Annotated in this window: 18 protein-coding genes; 16 read left to right on the forward strand and 2 right to left on the reverse strand. The window is 42.0% G+C overall.

Annotated elements, in window-relative coordinates:
- The 6 genes from AC3CID_RS07385 (at nucleotide 1) to csm6 (ending at nucleotide 7,959) form a co-directional block, all read left to right on the forward strand.
- Complete coding sequence (locus AC3CID_RS07385) at nucleotides 1-3,078, forward strand: DEAD/DEAH box helicase (RefSeq protein ID WP_065205330.1); 3,078 nt, start codon at nucleotides 1-3, stop codon at nucleotides 3,076-3,078.
- On the forward strand, nucleotides 3,071-4,321 hold the full coding sequence (locus tag AC3CID_RS07390; protein ID WP_065205329.1) for a hypothetical protein: 1,251 nt from the start codon (nucleotides 3,071-3,073) through the stop codon (nucleotides 4,319-4,321). The genes AC3CID_RS07385 and AC3CID_RS07390 overlap by 8 nt, the downstream gene beginning before the upstream one ends.
- Entirely contained in the window at nucleotides 4,321-5,595 is a 1,275-nt protein-coding gene (locus AC3CID_RS07395; RefSeq protein WP_065205328.1) for a hypothetical protein, read from the forward strand. Before AC3CID_RS07390 ends, AC3CID_RS07395 begins: the two co-directional genes overlap by 1 nt.
- 336 nt (nucleotides 5,596-5,931) lie before the next feature.
- Nucleotides 5,932-6,204, forward strand: coding sequence for a hypothetical protein (locus AC3CID_RS07400; protein ID WP_065205326.1), 273 nt, complete (start codon nucleotides 5,932-5,934; stop codon nucleotides 6,202-6,204).
- Nucleotides 6,205-6,298: 94 nt separating this feature from the next.
- A complete protein-coding gene (locus AC3CID_RS07405) occupies nucleotides 6,299-6,628 on the forward strand; it encodes a hypothetical protein (protein ID WP_065205325.1) in 330 nt (109 codons plus the stop codon).
- A 200-nt stretch (nucleotides 6,629-6,828) separates the two neighbouring features.
- Entirely contained in the window at nucleotides 6,829-7,959 is a 1,131-nt protein-coding gene (csm6, locus tag AC3CID_RS07410; RefSeq protein ID WP_065205324.1) for a CRISPR-associated ring nuclease Csm6, read from the forward strand.
- Between the two features lie 305 nt (nucleotides 7,960-8,264).
- Here csm6 and AC3CID_RS07415 read toward each other — a convergent pair whose 3' ends face one another.
- The gene (locus AC3CID_RS07415) at nucleotides 8,265-8,678 is read right to left on the reverse strand and encodes a YybH family protein (RefSeq protein ID WP_065205323.1); all 414 of its coding nucleotides are present in this window, start codon (nucleotides 8,676-8,678) and stop codon (nucleotides 8,265-8,267) included.
- A gap of 139 nt (nucleotides 8,679-8,817) precedes the next feature.
- On the opposite strand from AC3CID_RS07415, the gene AC3CID_RS07420 reads away from it, so the two are divergent.
- A complete protein-coding gene (locus AC3CID_RS07420; RefSeq protein WP_065205322.1) occupies nucleotides 8,818-9,141 on the forward strand; it encodes a winged helix-turn-helix transcriptional regulator in 324 nt (107 codons plus the stop codon).
- 352 nt (nucleotides 9,142-9,493) lie between these two features.
- Here AC3CID_RS07420 and AC3CID_RS07425 read toward each other — a convergent pair whose 3' ends face one another.
- Nucleotides 9,494-10,387: a LysR family transcriptional regulator gene (locus AC3CID_RS07425; RefSeq protein ID WP_065205321.1), complete on the reverse strand. Its 894-nt coding sequence runs from the start codon at nucleotides 10,385-10,387 to the stop codon at nucleotides 9,494-9,496.
- A 420-nt stretch (nucleotides 10,388-10,807) separates the two neighbouring features.
- Between AC3CID_RS07425 and AC3CID_RS07430 the strand changes: the two genes are divergently transcribed.
- The 9 genes from AC3CID_RS07430 to AC3CID_RS07470 all read left to right on the forward strand — a co-directional run bounded on the left by AC3CID_RS07430 (nucleotide 10,808) and on the right by AC3CID_RS07470 (nucleotide 18,556).
- On the forward strand, nucleotides 10,808-11,014 hold the full coding sequence (locus tag AC3CID_RS07430) for a Flp family type IVb pilin (protein WP_065205320.1): 207 nt from the start codon (nucleotides 10,808-10,810) through the stop codon (nucleotides 11,012-11,014).
- Between the two features lie 145 nt (nucleotides 11,015-11,159).
- Nucleotides 11,160-11,612 carry an A24 family peptidase gene (locus tag AC3CID_RS07435; protein ID WP_065205319.1) on the forward strand — a complete coding sequence of 151 codons (453 nt, stop codon included), beginning with the start codon at nucleotides 11,160-11,162 and terminating at the stop codon, nucleotides 11,610-11,612.
- 21 nt (nucleotides 11,613-11,633) lie between these two features.
- Nucleotides 11,634-12,458: a Flp pilus assembly protein CpaB gene (gene cpaB, locus AC3CID_RS07440; protein ID WP_065205318.1), complete on the forward strand. Its 825-nt coding sequence runs from the start codon at nucleotides 11,634-11,636 to the stop codon at nucleotides 12,456-12,458.
- Nucleotides 12,458-13,828 carry a type II and III secretion system protein family protein gene (locus AC3CID_RS07445; RefSeq protein ID WP_065205317.1) on the forward strand — a complete coding sequence of 457 codons (1,371 nt, stop codon included), beginning with the start codon at nucleotides 12,458-12,460 and terminating at the stop codon, nucleotides 13,826-13,828. The genes cpaB and AC3CID_RS07445 overlap by 1 nt, the downstream gene beginning before the upstream one ends.
- Nucleotides 13,825-14,304: a hypothetical protein gene (locus tag AC3CID_RS07450; RefSeq protein WP_488527202.1), complete on the forward strand. Its 480-nt coding sequence runs from the start codon at nucleotides 13,825-13,827 to the stop codon at nucleotides 14,302-14,304. The genes AC3CID_RS07445 and AC3CID_RS07450 overlap by 4 nt, the downstream gene beginning before the upstream one ends.
- Nucleotides 14,304-15,545: a CpaE/TadZ family protein gene (locus AC3CID_RS07455; protein ID WP_237290510.1), complete on the forward strand. Its 1,242-nt coding sequence runs from the start codon at nucleotides 14,304-14,306 to the stop codon at nucleotides 15,543-15,545. The genes AC3CID_RS07450 and AC3CID_RS07455 overlap by 1 nt, the downstream gene beginning before the upstream one ends.
- Entirely contained in the window at nucleotides 15,542-16,813 is a 1,272-nt protein-coding gene (locus tag AC3CID_RS07460) for a TadA family conjugal transfer-associated ATPase (protein ID WP_017075057.1), read from the forward strand. The genes AC3CID_RS07455 and AC3CID_RS07460 overlap by 4 nt, the downstream gene beginning before the upstream one ends.
- Before the next feature lies 1 nt (nucleotide 16,814).
- Nucleotides 16,815-17,717 (forward strand): type II secretion system F family protein, encoded by a 903-nt coding sequence (locus AC3CID_RS07465; RefSeq protein WP_065205314.1) that lies wholly within the window; start codon nucleotides 16,815-16,817, stop codon nucleotides 17,715-17,717.
- Entirely contained in the window at nucleotides 17,714-18,556 is an 843-nt protein-coding gene (locus AC3CID_RS07470) for a type II secretion system F family protein (RefSeq protein ID WP_488527203.1), read from the forward strand. The genes AC3CID_RS07465 and AC3CID_RS07470 overlap by 4 nt, the downstream gene beginning before the upstream one ends.
- Nucleotides 18,557-18,570 lie beyond the last annotated feature (14 nt).

Consider the following 18,570-nt stretch of genomic DNA (forward strand, 5'->3'; position numbering starts at 1 on the left):
ATGTCTGCATACAATCAAACCGTGCCTTTTTGGCCGGAAGATAAATCAGCTAAATATGGTTCCGTTCTTCCTCTATTGTATCGTTTGGAAAATAATTATCTGGATAAAAACTGGCCTGACAATGGTGAAGGTCAAGAGGCGGTTATAAGCCAACTAAAGTCAACTAACAAAGCTTGGGCTTCTTCATTTAAGCCGAAAGATACCGTCATCGTCACCTTACTTATTGGTAAATATAAAATCACAATTAATGTTGCCAAGAGTGAGGAAAAACCTAGGCTTTGGGTGAGTCGCATTTACTATGCGAACAACCAAGACCGTCAGCGCATGCTGGAGCACGGGACTTTGCTCGAGTTTGATGGCATTGAGTTTCTGACGGGCCGCGAATTTGGCAATGGATTGGAAGCGCGTGATGTGAGGTTTAAGTATGGTTTGTACGCAACCGAGTTGCTCGATGCAATCAATTCTCCATGGAATGTGGAGGGTGAGGAGCTAGAACCAGAACAAGCAGAAGAGGAGGCGCTTTGCTACGAAGAGCAAGAGATGGTCGATGTGTTGCGCTGTTTCATTGACTCTGAATATGAACTCGAAAGAATTGCGGCTCAGCAATGTATGCCTTTCAATGCGACCTCTATCAGCGCTCGAAGTGAACGAACAACCTACCGTCTTCACTATGAAATTACGTTAGATGAATTTGATTATTCCCGCTTACTTGAAGTACAACCAACGCTGCTTGAAATGCTCGACGAAATGCGAGAGCCAACAGATATATTATTAGAGGTGGCGGATCTCACCCCTGTAGAGAATGAACCTATCATTCACGTTAGCATCGAGAAACAAGCGTTAAATTCACAAATACCAGATCAAGCGCTTTTGGCTATTGCGGCTCTACCGACGTTAAAGAAGGTAAGAAATTCCGTTGTAGATTCTTTAGAGTCAGAGTCATCCAAAAACCCATGGTTGTTACCTTTAGCCGCTAAAGTGTATCAACATGAGCCTCTTACCCCAGTTAAGGTTCCATTACCTCCAAGTAAATTTCCACCGACACAGTCGCAAGTCAAAGCGATTGATAGTGGTGCTGGTAGTAATGATTACACTTTGGTTCTAGGGCCTCCGGGCACAGGTAAAACCACGGTTATTCTTCAGTGGGTGAAGTACTTCGCGGCGCAGGGTAAACGTGTTCTTGTGACATCGCAAAACAATAAAGCGGTCGACAATGTTCTAGAACGTTTGGCTGAAGAAGACGATTTTGAGTGTTTACGTATAGGCAACGAAAATAAAATCAGCTCTTGCTTGGAGGACATTACACTCGATAATAAAGCCGCTGAATTGCAAGCGCGTATGTTCAGTTCAGCCGATGAGACACTGAAAAACCTAGAGTCTCAACTCACTTATATCCATGAACTGCTTGCGAGTAGAAATGAAATTATTGCGAAAATGGATAATGCAGATAAAGCTCAAAGTGATCACATCCATCATATTAATAGACAGAAAAGCTTACACGTAGAGTTGGCTGAAATAGAATCGCATATTCTTTCTCACGACAATGTTATTCGTCGATTAAATGCTCAATTAAAAGAAATTGAGCAAAAAGAGTGGCCGATTTTTAAGTCTGTTTCTCGATGGATAAATACTAAAAAGACCAATCTAATCAATGGCCGTATAGAAAGTGCTCATATAAAGTCCGGAAAACTTAGCGAATCACGGACAACGACTATGGCCTCTATTGCCAGTACAGAGAAGTCTATAGAGGAAGCTCAACAGCTTATTGAAAGCTGTAATCAACAGATTGATGGTTACTTTAGAAAGGTAACTTCCCTAGTTGATGAGGTAGTTCTGCCAGGGCAGGCTGAGGACAGAGTAACGAAATTAGAACTGGTTCAATTGGATGAACTGTTGCGTAAAGTTTCGGGTATTCATAGCAACCTCACGAAGTGGTTCAATAAATTGAAAACCGAGCGTCAACAGGCGTTGTATAAAATCTTAATCGAAAACGTAAACGTGGTTGGTGCTACTTGTATTGGTATCAATACCAAAGCCCTATTTAGAGAACTCGACTTTGATGTTGTGATCGTAGATGAGTCTGGTCAGATACAACTACACAACTTGATTGTCCCTTTGTCCCGAGCCAATAAAGCGATATTAGTCGGGGATCATAAGCAGTTACCGCCTGTCGTCAGTGATGAAGTACTGGAAGAAGTCGAAGCTAAAGACTTCGGTGACTACAAAGACTTTTATCGACTCAGTTGGTTTGAGCACCTATGGAATGCCGCTCCGGACGACCGAAAAATCATGCTGGATACACAATTCCGCTGTCCTTCCATTATTAGTGATTTTGTCTCGGAAGCTTTTTATGAGGGCAACTATTTTGCTGGTGTCGGTATGGATAAGAAAAAACCGCTACTGTCATATTGCCCACAGCCGATGATTTGGATAGACACGACTTGGTTAGAAAATAAAGGTGAAAAGTCGACATCGGAAGACGGCAGAGCGGTGGTGCAAGACAACGTTTGTGAGACAAACCTAGTTATTGAGCTTCTTAAGTCTTCAATTCAGGAGATGCCAGAACTTGCTGAAAACCGAGAGATAGGGGTTATTGTTCCCTACGCAAATCACGTGAAAGCCATCCAGAACGCAATACGCAGAGAACAAAAGCGTGGTGAGCTACTGGAACTCAAGATGCCACTAAATGAACTGGTTGCTTCTGTAGATAGTTTCCAGGGGCAAGAACGAGATTTGATCATATTCACATTCACGCGTTCGAATCGACAAGGTAAGGTCGGATTCCTTGCGGATTGGCGCCGACTTAATGTTGCTCAAACACGAGCTAAGAAGCAGCTTGTAATGATCGGTGATTCTCAAACATTGACTAAAGGTGCAGATCGAGAGAGTGCTCATGATGTGGAATTCAAGAGAGCGATGGTGCTGCTGAAGAGTCAGTGTTATGAGAAAGGGGCACTAATCCAAGCGAGCCGTTTTCTGCCAAACGAAAAGGCCGTTAAACGCCCAAACGTTCAAAACAAATATAGAACGACACACAATCCTAGCTCTAAAACAATGTTGGTAAGTGAAAATGGCTAAAAAGAAAACAAATAGTAATCCTTACTTCAATGTCTTGAGGAGCTACGCTGAAGTACTAAATTCTCAGATCGGATCTGATGAAACGCTCTTTTATGTTCGAGATAGTCTGTTGCCGATTCTAAATGTGAAAATATTGGTAAAAGAGCGAAGTAGAGAGGAGCTAAGTGATATAGATTTAATGATCTTCAAGTTGATAGAGCAAGGTATCAGTTCTGTTCAATCTATCGTAACTTTGACTGGTTTAGCAGAAAAGCTTGTTACAAAGCATTTAAGTGAAATGGCAGGTCGTTCCTTTGTTATTTTTATTGATGGAAGGTTTAAATTAACAGCGTTGGGGGAGGAGACGCTTGAGCATGGTGTACCAATTCGCACCGTGCAGCGAGCCTATCGCTATTGTGCTGTTTCAGAACAACTTCTGCCGAAAGATGCGTACAAGTTGCCTTACACCGAAGTAGATAAGCTTCGCTCTAGCGACTTTACACGTACGATTAGCTCGAACCATATCTTAGAAGAGTCTCAATTAGTTAACCTTAAAGGATTAGACCTATCAAAGGTTAGTTCGAAAAGAGCACTTGGTATTACCGACGAAGCATTATCCTTTGATGAGATTATTGGGTACTCATCTGGTTATCTTCAAACAAGAGTCTTTTTAGTCGGCAAAAATAAGCCTCAAAGAGCGATTGTGGCATTTGGAGAAACTTGCGTTGAATATGATTTAGAGGGAATATTGGCGACAGTTACGGCATTAAATGACGAAAATATCATAGGTAATTTAAACGAGTTTCACCAAAGGCAAAAAGTCTCTTTTGGAGATGGAGAAGTCACGCTTGATGAGTTCGGTCTTCCAGTTGTAAATATTACGCGAGCAAATCTCGATTGGTTGTCAAAAGGGTTAGAGTCAGGGCAGAAAGCCATCCTTATGTGTGGGACTCTAGATTTACCTGCTAAGCCTATTGGCTTGAAAGCTTGGGGGAGGTTATCAAGTATTTCTGGCTTGACCATTCGTTACTGTCTTCTTGAGGAAGACTTACAAAAGGATGCATCTAACCTAAGGGAATACACTGATTTATGTGATTCGTATATGACAATTCCTCGAGACGAAAGACCTTATTCAAAGCTGAGTGCTTACATTGAAAATACACTATCAGTGGAAGAGATAGAGCATGTGCGTGTACTTGCTGAGCGCTATTCAATAGCTAGGATCAGTAATAATTTACCTAAGACAGAGGCGGTTGAAGCTTAATGGCTGAGTATAAATGGCAGGGGTGGGGATTTTTACCGCTCTTTATCTCAAAGAAATCATTTTTAGATCTTGTGAGCTCAGGAAATTGGAAGCATTGGAGCGAAGATTTACAAGACTCCGAAATTAAAGATATAAGACGCTTCTATACTCGAGCTAGTGCCGATTTGTTAAGGCCAATGAAACAAGGTCGCTATGTGTTCGAAGCTAAAATGAGTGATAGCCCATTGTTATCTTTGGTACCTAATCAACAATCACTTAGTCACAAGTTTTCGGTCTGTATTACCAAGCTACAGCTTCTCCAAATGGGCGAGGTGAGTCTGCTTTATTTGCATTTTGAATCTAGTGATAGCCTAAGTGCATCTAGTATTGCTGAGCTCAATAGAACGGTTTTTCAATGGGAGCCGAGAACGGAAAGGCATAGTGTTTGTCTATGGGAGGATTCAGAACAACAAAAGAAAGGGTTAAAACAGCACATTAGCGACATACTAAGCCTTCCTCTAGACAATAACAGCCACTATGAAGAAGATGCTTTTGGTCATGAGCTTGTTAGTTGTTCTTGGGTTAAACAAGTAAGTAATTTCGATCAATCTGACGCTATTTGTGTGAGTGAGCTTAGCGCTGGAATTAATTTTTCTAATCCTAGATATAAGCTCTCTGAAAACGAAAAACAGAGGCTTATCGAGAACCAATTTCACTACTGGTCTGATTGGCGGTGTCAATTTAATCTGAATCGTCTCGTTTTTGTAGATCAAACCCCAGGAGAATCATCACTAAACTGGAACTTAGCGACGAACCAGTACTATCTTGATTTGTTAGCCGCGGTAATTTGCCAACGAACAACGCTCGGTCGTTTTAAAGATGAGATGATTTTAAGCCCGAACAAACAAAGAGCGAGGCTTTACGAACGGATATCCCTATTTAGACGATCGTATAAAATGTCTCATGTCTCTACTTACCCTTTCGCAGAGAGATTGTATCAATATCTGTGCTGCCAAGCAGATTTAGAGTTAATAGAACAAAAAGCATTCGTCGAGCTGGAGCATAACCATGCATTATGGAAGCAAGAGAAAGACGAATCATCCAATACGGTTTTGTTGTTAGTATCACTTGTGGCTGCTTTGCTCGTCCCCGCCAGTTCTATAGCCACAATTATGGCATTGACAAAAGAACAAATGAATCTAACCTTTTGGGCTATTTCCGGAAGTATCACTCTAGTTACCGCGATTGTGATGGTGTGGCCACCGCTGAAACGTTATTTGAAAAGTAAAGATTGATGAGAGAAGCAGAATCGAGCGGCAATTTTGTCATTGAACTTATTATCGGCATTGTATTGGTTGTGTCTCTTGACTCGGCCTTAATAGCTGTACTAAACATTAGCTTAGCACGGCTAACTGGTAACCAATTAGTAGATGTTTTGTTAATGAGTTTGTTCTTTTTTGGTTTGTATATGACAAAAGTATCACTGTGGCTAAGGGTGCGATTAGTGTCTTTTATCTATAGATTTTGTAAGTAAACTTCTTAGCTACTGTATGAATAGCCACTGACTTGACAACCCAATGACGGAGCGCCGGATTAGTGTGTCATCGACTAACTATACAGCTCGGGTCTCTATGTACTATTCGTTAGGTGTTAATGAATCAGATCTAAATGACACGAAAATTAACTTATTGAATTCAGAGTTATCTGTCTGTAAGTCAATCTTGTCTCATACGGACGACGGTGACCTCGCCACAATGAGTGCTCTGTATCTATTTCCTTATTCTAGAGAGTCGTTCAACACATTTTGGAGCTTGTTCGATGTTGATGTCGATGAGTTCGATAAAATGATATCTGAGAGCTTGTATCAAGGTGAGCCAGCGGCAGAAGGTTTTGAAGTACATTAATTACAGTGTATGAGCGAGTTCATAAGCTTAAGAATACCAACTTGAATTATCTAACTTTTATCATAGCGTCTGAATAAACAAGGGTTTAGCGCATATGACAATACAATTGGTAAAAATTCAAGGTGATGAGACACCGCTGTTCGCCCCGTTTTCTGGAATTCAAACTGCAGGAGAGGGGGTGCAGAGTTGGGATAAGCTTGAGGAAGATCCGACGTTTCTATTCGGTTTTTGTTTAGAAGCTGGTGAGTTTGTTTATATCAACAATGAACTATCTCAAGCTGCTGGTTTTGATATTTCTGATGTTGAACTTACGGTAGAGCAGCTTTGTAGCATGCTGAAAGTTCGTAATGGTGTTTGTATAGAGCACAATACTGGCTGGGGCGGTAGCTACATTGTAGCGTTTGGGGAGCTAAGTGAATGCTAACACAAGGTGATCTATGCCCACACTGTGGTTTGATAATCATGATGCCAACTGACTTAACCCCAGATTGTTTAGGCTGTGGAAAGATTATCAATCAGGAGACAGACCAAACAGATGGTGACGAATTTTATGGTATCTAGACGATAGCATAACTATTAAGTCCTTCTTTTTCATACAAGACCAAATAACTTAGTGAGCCTATTTTGAAAAATATCTTGGTAGCCGTAACAGGCGCAAGTCCTCAAGTCCTAACTGAAACGTTGTTTGCATTGAATCATCAAGGTAAAACAATGCCTGATGAAGTGTTTGTGATTACTACCGCTAACTCTAAGCTAACGCTAGAAGAAGGGTTATTTCAAGATGGTCATTGGAACAAGTTAATACAAGATTATCAACTTCCAGAAATTAAGTTTAGTTCTGACAATATTTGGTTGATCTCTGATGAAGAAGGCAATGTGTTAGATGATGCAAAGGCCGAAGCAGACCAAGTCGTCATGGCTGACTTTATTACACAGAAAGTAGAGGAGTTGACTCGCAATGACGATGTTGCGATTCATGCTTCAATTGCTGGCGGACGAAAGACAATGGCTTTTTACATGGGCTACGCAATGTCTTTGTATGGCCGTGAGCAAGATGTGCTGAGTCATGTGTTCGTAGACGATGATTTTGAGTTTGTGAGTGAATTTTATTACCCAACTCCTTACGACAAGTACATCGTCGGGAGAGATAAAAAAAAGGTCGTAAACACCAAGGACGCTAATGTCACCCTGGCTGAAATCCCGTTTGTAAGAATGCGTCGTCAAGTTGATGAGTCAATTTACAACCAAATGCAAAGCCATTCGTTTTCAAAAACTGTATCAGCTTTGAATAGTGCACATAGCTCGGAAATTAAAGTAAAAATTTCGACCAAGGATAAGACGTTAGATGTGGCTGGTGTGCCTGTAAAACTTACAGCTAAAGCTCTAGCGATTTACTTGTTCTTCGTCAAAAAAAACATGAGAACGGAAACGTTGGGACGAGAATTTGAAGATGAAGTTGACCAAACGCGTGAATATTTAGAAGTATTAGACTCAATGAAAGCCGACGTGCGTTTGTATAAAAGCATGGGCCTAGAAGATGAGGGGCAGTGGCGTCAGAATGATTTTGAATTGACACCTAAATTGACGAAAGACTTCGTACGTCAGTCATTAAGTGCATTCCATAAAACGTTAGAAGGGCGTTTAGTTCCAGATATAGTGGAAAAAATCAAAGTGCACTCTGATGGTGCCAAAGCCGGTGCGAGTTATAGTGTCAATAGTGGTATTACAATTGAGGTAGATGGGGTGCTTGTCTGAACCTAAACCTAAACCTAAACCTAAACCTAAATCGCGATAGTTTGAAGCTAATTTGAGCTGGCATTGGATGGTAACAAGGCTCAAGAAGGTCAGTTTTCACTTAAGTAACACTTTAATACGCGAATTTTACAATCTTTATTTTAGTCAAACTGATAGGTTAGATAATCGAGTCCAGTAGCGCACCAAATTCGTTCTGTATGAACAATCAGCAAAGCCCACCTAGTGTGGGCTTTTTTGTGTCTGAAATTTATTGCCTGCAAAGCTTTTAGATTGTGTTCTTCAGTACTCTAAAGTGCAATGGCCAATTAAAATCCATTTGGGTTGTCAATAACGTATAGCCAGCCTCCATCTATATACTTCATAACTTCCAGAGCGGTTCCTTTGGGGCCTCCAACTATCTCCCAATCAGACCTTATGAGAGCCGTATTACCGTTAATATGGATAGACACATCATGGGTTAGCATTTCAACGTCACCTTGAAAGTAACTTTTCAATATAGGCTTGATAGCCTTGGATCCTCTAGCAAGGTTACCCTGATTATCTAGGACGAATATGGCGTCTTGATGGAACAGAGTGCCTAGTCCGTCTATGTCTTGTTTTGAAAAGTATTCCGCGAAAAGTTGGTGCAGTTCTGTTGGCGACTGCGGTTTTTTGTAATCTGTTGATGCGTAAGAATAGAAAGTTATTAAGTTTAAAACTATGAATAGAAGTATCTTCATGGAACCACCTGCTTGTTTGTGTTTTGGGTTGAAGCCATAATAGATAGGGTGGTTACTAAAAGGAATTAGCTACCTAAAAGTAACTAATTACCTTTAGGTAACTATGCAATTGTTACAATTGATAATCTAAGAGGTGGATATGAGTGAACAGGGTAAGCAACCTGAAGGTTACTGCAGCGCTGATAAATATTTGACACTGATTTCTACGAAGTGGACTGCTCACACTGTTTGGTTGCTAGGTCAGAGTAGCGAGATACGTTTTGGACAGATTCAAAAGCAGCTGGCTTTAGTGTCGAGTAAAGTACTTAGTGAGCGGCTGAAGTTACTTAGCAAGGAAGGTTTCATTTGGCGTAGGCAAGAAGAAACCGTTCCAGTGACGGTATATTACGGTCTGACCAAAAAAGGAAAAGAGCTGGCGGATATTGTTGATATCATCGTGAAAAAATCGGATAGCTGGAATTAGTCTAACGTAATGGTTGTAAAGCTATTCTGATATTCAACGTCATTACTATGGTGGATTTTTCTGTGTGTATGGTTTAGGCGGTTCTTTTCGATATTTAGTGACAAACGAAGTCATAGGTTAAATATCGAATACGTTTAATAGGTTAGTTTTTAATTAGATTTAATCACAAAAACATGTGAGGCTAAATAATGAAAAAATACCAGTGCATATGCTGGTTAATGCATGCCGGTCTTGGTATTAGTATTTCGTATGTTTATTTTAGATATATATTAGGATGAGTCATCGTATTGAAATATCACACTCGAAGCGGGAGAGTGCAATAGAGTGTGATTGTCATGATTTTAATAGAACATTATTGGGCTAAGTCAGCAATAAATGTTTGTTTATAACTGGAACTTGTCTTCAGCTCGTCCTTAATCCATTGATTAAACAAGCTAAAGTCAGAATGTATTTGCCAGAAAAGGGATGCAATAACTCGCTTGCCAAAGAAATCGGGGTGATCTGTAATCACCTTAAGTTTACTGTCTTCTACGTTTCCTTCGATGAGAAACCCCGGTAAAAAAGCAATGCCTTTTTGAGCTTTGCACAGTTCGATAATGGTGGCTAAATCATCCAGTCGCCATAGATTATATGAGGCGATGTTCGACAAGTTCAGCAGCTCTTCACAGCCATCCATTAATAGAACGCGTTGAGATGGCGCGTGAGACTTCAAGGATACCAAGTCTTCGTGGGCCACCCACCAACAGTTGACGTGAAAAAGCTCTTCTATATTAAAATCGTTATTTGTCTTGTGATAGGGGTTACCTAACGCTAGGTCGATCTTTCCTTCATTAACGTAATTACCTAAAACGAAACTTGGTTTAGTCACAACAAGTAGGTCGACATTAGGAAAAGCCTCTGAAAATGCCAACAATGCCTTTTTTACGTTTTTGTTGAAAACTAATGGATCGATGCCCACGCGGTAAACTATCTGGTCGGATAGATTCATTTGTTCTGCAATAGTGATTAACTCACGATATTTTGATACCACAGGCAAAGATAATTGGAATAGGCGTTTTCCTTTCTCAGTTAACCAGACTTTAGAGTGTTCTCTATTAAATAAATTGAAACCCAAGTCTGACTCTAGGTTTTGCACAGCGGTACTAACCGTTGACTGAGACTTGCCAAGCTTACGTGCAGCAGAGCTAAATGAACCTTCTTCAACTACTGCTATGAACGAAACAATATTTTCGAAATGTAGTTTCATGATTCGACTAACCTTTTGACACAAAGAAATTATATTTTTTATGGTTTGTTGATTCGGAGAACAATAGCGTGATGATAATTGTATTTCAACATGTTTTATAAGGAGTAATAAAGATCGATGAATTATCTATTAGGCTAGTTCCAAAGCTTATATAAATTTTGGATTAAGTTAAACATTGACCTATGTCTTATTTTTTCAAGTTTATAAATTTAAATATTCATTTTGTTTTTTAACTGATTTTTAATGTAAGTGATTGTCATTTATGGACTTTGTATTTCTGTTGGTATTTTTTAAGGTGTTTATTTTGATCATTTTTCACACGACCTATAGATTGAATCGATAGGGGGTATTTTCCATAGATTGGTGGTGCTAATTATAATGGCGACGAATTTTCAACAGCCCTTATAGGAAGACATAATAATGATTACTAAGCTATACGTTAAAACAAGCATGTTTCTATCACAATTCAAGAACGATGAGCGCGGAGTAACTGCAATTGAATATGGTCTTATTGCAGTAGCAATGGCTGTATTAGTTTCTACTGCTGTAGCTGACGGCGGTTTCATCAGCAAACTAGAAGCAGCATTTACGCAAGTAGGTGAAGCTATTGACAGCGCTAGCAGCTAACATCAAGCCTTATTGGCTAATGTAGAATATATCGAAAGATATTTGTGCCAGACCTATGTTTTCATTGGTCTGGCTCAGTTAATTGGGAATACCAATTAATACATGTTTACGTCAATCCATATAAATTTAGGCAATATTTCCAATTTTGAGTTTTGAAGTATATTTACTGCTTTTGGCAATCGTGTGTGTCTATGTATCGGTTACCGATTTTCTCTATCGCAAGATACAAAATCACGCATTGCTGATATTACTCTTTTTGCAATGTTTTCTGTCACCGTTAGACATTCAAATTATGAGTTTTTTACTGGTGTTAGGGGGAGGGCTGATTGTCTACGCCCTGATTTGGATTGGAGCCGGTGATATTAAATATGCCGCGGTTCTATCACTTACCATACCTCTCAACGATTTACTTTGGGCGTTTGTTATGACGGCTTTTGCTGGCGGTTTTTTAGCTGTTATTTATCTCGTAAAGAACAAGCTGATAACTAAAAAGCTAATAAGAAAAGCGTCGAACGACCAACAAGGTATTCCATATGGGATAGCAATTAGCGTTGGATTCTACTTGGTAATTTTAACTCAAAACACGCCACATATTTAAACCTCCAAGAATGAGAACATTATGAGATCTCGACTGGTATTACTTGTTGCCATTGCTGCCTTAATAGTGGGCGCGCTAGGCGTTGTCGATTTGTTGAAGAGTGAACCTCAACCGACAACGACCGCTGAAGTGGTGGAAGAAAAAAATGAAGAGCATGTTGCTGTTTGGATGACCACGGAACCTTATGAAAAAGGACGTGCGATCGATGCGCAAGGTGTCGTTAAACAACAACTCCCTCTTAGTGAAGCATTAACGCTTGGTGTCAGAGAAGATGCACAAATCAGCTTTTCACCCTCCATTTTGCTCAATCGTAGCCTTAACGCAGGTGAGGTTGTACTGCCTGAATATCAAGTGACGCCCGGCCAGCCCGGATACATCGATCTTTTGGTCACGGAAGGTATGACGTTATACCCACTTAAAGTCAGTGACAAAAACCTAATCAACGATTACATCCGCCCTGGAACGTCCATCGATATCTTAACTGTAAGTTCTCCGAACGATAACTTAGCTGGAAATATCGATAAGCCGAAGCGCTTTAGAGGGGTGAAGGCGTCGATGTTTCTTAAAAACGTCAAAGTACTGAACATTGGAAATGATGCAACTGGCGATAGCTCTATTACCGCTCGCGCTCCGAGTAAAGAGGATGGACTGACGACGGTGGTCATCGAAGTTAGCCCCGACGAGTTACCAAAACTCGCGCTAGCACAACGAACAATGCACATCGAAATTTACCGAAGCCAAACCTACACGCAACCCGAGTTCGCAGAGGTACGCAATATTATCGATAACTATACAGGGATTGCTGAGTTACGTGGTAACGAGAACAACCCGAGAGAGGCTTTGTGATGATGATTCACCATCGAATCAAACAAGTACTGTTTGCTTCCATTCTAGCGCCGCTGATTGGCTTACTTTCTATAACAAACGCTTTTGCCGCCGATCGCTCTATCACGCTCAACGATGGTCAGCACATCCAGTTAAAAAGTCCGATTGGCCAAGTGTTTATTAATAACCCTGACATCGTCGACTACAAAATAATCAACGACAACACGATAGTTGTGTTCGCCAATGCTATTGGGCAATCACGACTGATCGTCTATGGCATTGATGGTGATGTTCTGCTTTCAGACCGCATTATTGTTGATCTGGATTTAACGGATATTAGACGTCAACTCAAATTTCATTTCCCTGATGCCAAAGTCAAGATTCAGTCTGTGGGAGAGCAAGTCGCCGTGAGTGGTCTTGTTGATTCCGAAGCGACTCGTGACGACATCTATCGTTTGGTTGCCACTCTGCTTGGACGAGAAAAAACAGAGAAATGGGACAAAACGGTGAAGCTGGAGTTTAAGTCCGATAGCTCAAATTATGAAGAGCCCGAAAGCATGGTGTTTGCTCGCAACATGACGTGGGAAGGGATCATCGAGCGCATTGAAGTTGCAACGACCCAGCAGGTTAACGTCAAAATATCTGTAGCTCAAGTCACCGAATCATTTGGACAAACTGTTGGCGTAGATTGGAGTTCCGTAGGTTCAAGTGTTGGTGAATTTGTTTTCGACCAGTTCGACGCTGCAAACCTAAGCACGTTAATCACGGCATTAGGCAATGACCAGATTGCAGAGGTATTGGCCGAGCCCAACTTGACCGTGTTATCCGGTGAGTCGGCAAGCTTTCTGGTTGGTGGTGAAGTGCCGGTTATCGTGTCTACCAGTAGTAATGTGAACATCTCTTTCAAAGAGTTTGGTATCAAGCTCGATCTCACTGCGAAAGTGCTTAGCCAAGACAGAATCCGCATGCAACTCGCGCCAGAAGTGAGCGAAGTAGAAGGCTATGTCGAAGCTGCAGGAATCAAAGTACCGCAACTGGCTTCACGACGAGCGATGACAACCGTTGAGTTAGCCGATGGTGATAGCTTCGTTCTTGGTGGCCTGATGAGCAGTGCCGATTTGGAAAAAATGCAAAAGATCCCTTTTGTGGGCGATATACCAGTACTCGGCGCCGCATTCCGCAAAGCAACCACAGAAAGAAAACGAACTGAATTGATCATAGTTGCCACTGTGAATCTTGTTGAACCGATGAAACCGAAAGACATTCAACTGCCTTACATCAAGAAGACATCTACATTGGCGCGTTGGCTTAACGTCGAATGGGATGGAAAGTCGGTGACATCTTCCGATGCAACGATTCGTCTGTTGTCGCAAGGAGGGTTTATCCAATGAAAAAATTACTATTAATGGCGTTATTTACCACGTCACTTTTAGGCTGCGCCTCTGAGCAATATTTTGTTGGTCATGGTGCTGAAGCCTTGGTGTACAAAGAGCACCACAGTTTTGAGTTTGCGATGAAAAACCGTGCTGAAACCACCAAGCAGATTACCGCTTTGATTCAAGATATTGAGTCAACGGACAAAGAAGCTACTTATGTCGTGGATTACAAATCAAACCGTAGCAAACAGATGTTGCAGGCGATCTTCGATCAATATCCGTCACATGTCATAGCACCACAAAGAGTCTTGTATCGAAACGCTCAGTTGTTGCCAAGCGACTTAAAGATTCAAGTGACCTTAACGCGTTTGAAGACTCAACAATGCGCGCCAGCACAGATTCACGTTCGGTTGAGGCAGCCAGACTGCTTTGCTGAATCGATGCGTTTGAAGCAAGTGGCTTATAAGTCTCGATTGGTAGGAGAGCAATAATGTTTGACCTGACTAAAGCATTAACAACAAAGGCCAAGCCAGTTCAGACCGGAACGACAGGTGTTGCCGGATGTACTTTGTTCTATCAATCTCAAGAGTGTTTAGACCTTGTTCAAGAAGTCTTTCGATTTGAAGGGTGGAATGATCCCGCATGCGTCAAAGCCAAAGCCGGTTTAACCAAGCTGACAGAGCAACAGAGTAGCCATATCGTTGTACTGGAACTTAATGAATCGACCAATGTGGTTGAAGATGCTAAAGCCTTTGCCAGCAAACTACCCACACACAAAGGGGTAGTTGTGATTGGTAAAGAGGATGCTATTTCTACGCTTCGTTCTCTTAAAGACATGGGTTTTTACTACGTGTTCTGGCCGGTAAATAAGCAGGAGTTTGCTGACTTCTTAAACCACGTTAGCAAGAACCTGAAGACGTTCTCTGGTGTGAGTCAAAAACGCAAAGCTAAGCGCGTGGCGATTGTCGGTTCAAAAGGTGGCGTTGGCGCATCGTTTATCACAACTGAGTTGAGCTCACTGTTATCGACACAAGGTTCGGACACGATTCTCGTCGATCATCAATATGCCGATACCAACATTGATATTTTGCTCGGCCTCAAAGAGTTTACGCCGAGAACCATTGATGAGTTCACTGCGCCATTGCATGAAATGGATGAAGAAGGGGCGTTGAGTTACCTAATCAATGCTCGCAAGAATTTACGACTGTTGGCGATTGATGGTGACATGAGCCAAAGCGATGTTCTTAATTACAACCAAACCTTGTGCGAGTTGTTAGCGCGCAACACCAATTTCATTATCGAAGACTTTTCTGGTGGTGTGGATTTCAAAGTTGAACCTCAACTCTTGGTAGAAAACTTTGATGTGGTTGTGTTGGTTTTAGACGCGTCAGTGTCTTCAGTAAGAAGTGCAAAGCGACTGTTTGAAAAAGTCTCTAACTTACAGCTTTCGTTATCGTCGCGCACTCGTGTGATTACTTTGGTGAACTACCATCGCCCGGAAAATGCCTACGTTTTACAAAAGCCTGATCTTATTAAGTATCTAGGCGCAGAAGTTGATCTCGAAGTCGACTACTGCAAAGCGTTGGCGCACATCATTATCGATGGAAAACGCGGGCATAAGCATGATCGTCATATTAGTCGTTCTATGGAACAGTTGGTGAAGCTGATTAATGGTCAACCTATGGACCAGAAGGGCATGAACTCTTGGTTGAAAAAGGTGCGTGCTAAATGAGTTCTAACAAAGACTTATACCTCGCGTTTCGTGGCCAGATATTTGAAGCCCTAGATGCAGAAGCGGTTCAGAAAATGAGCCGTCGAGATCTTGAATCGCAGATACAAGCAGCGGTTGATTTGTTAGCAAATAGCTACCAAAGACCGATCACTTCGATGATGAAGTCAGGGTTAGTGAAAAGCCTAATCGATGAACTGTTTGGTTTAGGGCCTTTACAGCCCTTGGTCGAAGATCAGTCTATTTCCGACATCATGGTCAACGGGCCCAACAATATCTTTTTTGAACGACACGGTAAGGTGAAAAAGTCCGAAGTCTCGTTTGTGAATGAAGAACAGTTGTTAGCCATTGCTAAGCGTATTGCCTCACGTGTCGGAAGACGTGTCGATGAACTTTCGCCGACGGTCGACGCCAGGTTAGAAGACGGCAGCCGTGTGAACATCGTAATTCCTCCCATTTCGTTGGATGGTACTTCGATCTCTATTCGTAAGTTCAGAGAGCAGAACATCGGTTTCGAAGACTTAATTGGTTTTGGGTCGATGTCTCCAGATATGGCGAGAGTGTTGATGATTGCTTCGCGTTGTCGCATCAATGTACTGATCTCTGGTGGTACAGGCTCGGGTAAAACCACGCTGCTCAATGCGCTATCTCAATACATTGCCGAGGATGAACGTATCGTCACCATTGAAGATGCGGCCGAACTGCGTCTGCAACAACCCAATCTAGTTCGACTCGAAACGCGCACCTCGAGTATTGAACAAACCGGCGCTGTGACTCAGCGTGAGTTAGTAATCAATGCACTTCGTATGCGTCCAGATCGCATCATTCTTGGTGAGTGTCGTGGATCTGAAGCGTTCGAAATGCTGCAAGCCATGAACACCGGACACGATGGGTCGATGTCTACGTTGCACGCCAACACGCCGCGCGATGCAATTGCTCGTGTTGAATCGATGGTCATGATGGCGAACCTGAATCAGCCTCTTGATGCGATCAGAAGAACGATCGTGAGTGCCGTTCAAATGATTGTTCAGGTTAACAGGCTGCGCGATGGGTCTCGTAAGATCACAAGCATCTCGGAAATCGTCGGCCTAGAAGGCGACAGCGTGGTGATGGAAGAGATTTATCGTTTTCGTTATGACGATGCCCATTATGGCGAAACCGTTAAAGGTGAGTTTGTTACCGACGGCATTATGCAGCGATCTGAGCTTGTGAAAAAAGCGCAATTCTTCGGGCTCTATGAAGAGCTGAAAGCATCGTTTAAGGGGGCCTAGCATGCTTTGGCTTTCGTTAATCCTCTTTGCGTTTGTGCTGCTTTTGATTCGAGATTCAAAGGTAAAAAAGGTTAATCAGTTTTTCAATATTGAAGAAGTTGAAGCTGAAAATTTCAATGCTATTAACGTCAAGTCTTTGGTTCGTAAACAAAACTGGCAAAAACTCAAAGAGTCGGTGTCACCTACGTTGATGGTGTTAGGTCCACGCTCTTCTCTGTACATCGCGCTCTATATTACGGGCAGCATTATCGCATCTTGGTACATCGTTGTTGAGTTGCTATCAATCACCAATATGTGGTTTGTTCTGGGTTCATCTATGGTGTTTACCCTTTGCGGTTATCGAGTCCTGGTTACAAGAAGACGTACAGAATTTGAGAATACGTTCCCTGATGCGTTGAATATTCTAATGAGTGCGGTAACTGCTGGTGACAGCTTAATGCAAGCCATCAGCTATGTAGGCGATGTAATGCACAACCCGATTGGTCGTGAATTTAAGTTAATGGGTGACCGACTGAAGTTGGGTGAGTCGCCAGAAGTGGTGCTTAAACGATCGTGCAAAAACTACCCCTACCCAGAGTTTCTATTTTTTACCGTGACGATCAGGGCGAATATTGCGAGAGGCGGTCAACTCAAGGGTGTGTTAGCGCGGTTGATTAGGGTTTTGGTTGACTCTCGAACATTAGAGAAAAAGAAAATGGCGATGACTTCAGAGGCACGAATTTCCGCCAAAATAGTTGCGGCTATTCCTCTGATTTTTATGCTAATTCTCAACTACGTTAATCCCGATAATGTGGAGTTTGTTCTCTACGACCCTGAGGGAAGGCTGGTACTGTTTTATGTGCTGGGTAGTGAACTGTTCGGCCTATTTCTTGTTTGGTTATTAGTAAGAGGGGTACGCGCATGATGTTACTGGCTTCCCTTATCGTGTTGTTTTTTTCGTTACTGTTTTTGATTGTCGATTCGATTCGTAAAGAGCAACGACATAAGAAAGTTGCGTTTTATATTGGAGATAATTCGACTCGTGCGCCTTCGCGCGTAAATCGCTTTTTTGTTCGTTTTGGTAAAGAACATCGACAAGAACTCGAGCAAAAAATGATTGAGGCGGGTTATTACAACACGGATTGGGCAAAATTCTATTTTCCGGCCAAGTTGTTGGTATTAGCGTTGGTTTCAGGCTTGGTGTTGTTAGGGGATATGACATCCACCAACAAACTGATCGTGGTTATTTTCTCGTTGATTGGCGTCATTGTCGTCCCAGATACAATGCTTCAAATGCGCCGCAAGATGTTGATCAGTCGAACGTCAGCTCAACTGCCGTACTTGCTCGACATGATGTCTGTATGTGTCCAAACCGGTATGACGATTGAAGCGGCGTTGGTTTATTTGGGGAAAGAGCTGGCTGAATTTGACTCAGACCTTTGCTACCAAATTAAGCGCACATCCGATTCTGCGAAAATACACGGTTTAGAAAAGGCGCTCAATGATCTGAGTGAGCGTATCCCAACGCCTCCAGTACGAAGCTTTGTACTGACCATCATCCAAAACCTGCAATACGGCACATCCGTGGCTCAGGTGCTAAGTGATCTCGCAGAGGACATGCGAAAAGTTCAAATTCTTACCGTTGAGGAAAAGGTAGGTAAGCTCTCTGCGAAGATGAGTGTCCCATTGATCCTCTTCATCATGTTCCCGATCGTTATCTTGATTCTCGTGCCGAGCATCATGCAAATGACATTGAATATATAGGGAGACGACGAGTG

The organism is Vibrio sp. QJM3NY_21 (assembly GCF_057785975.1).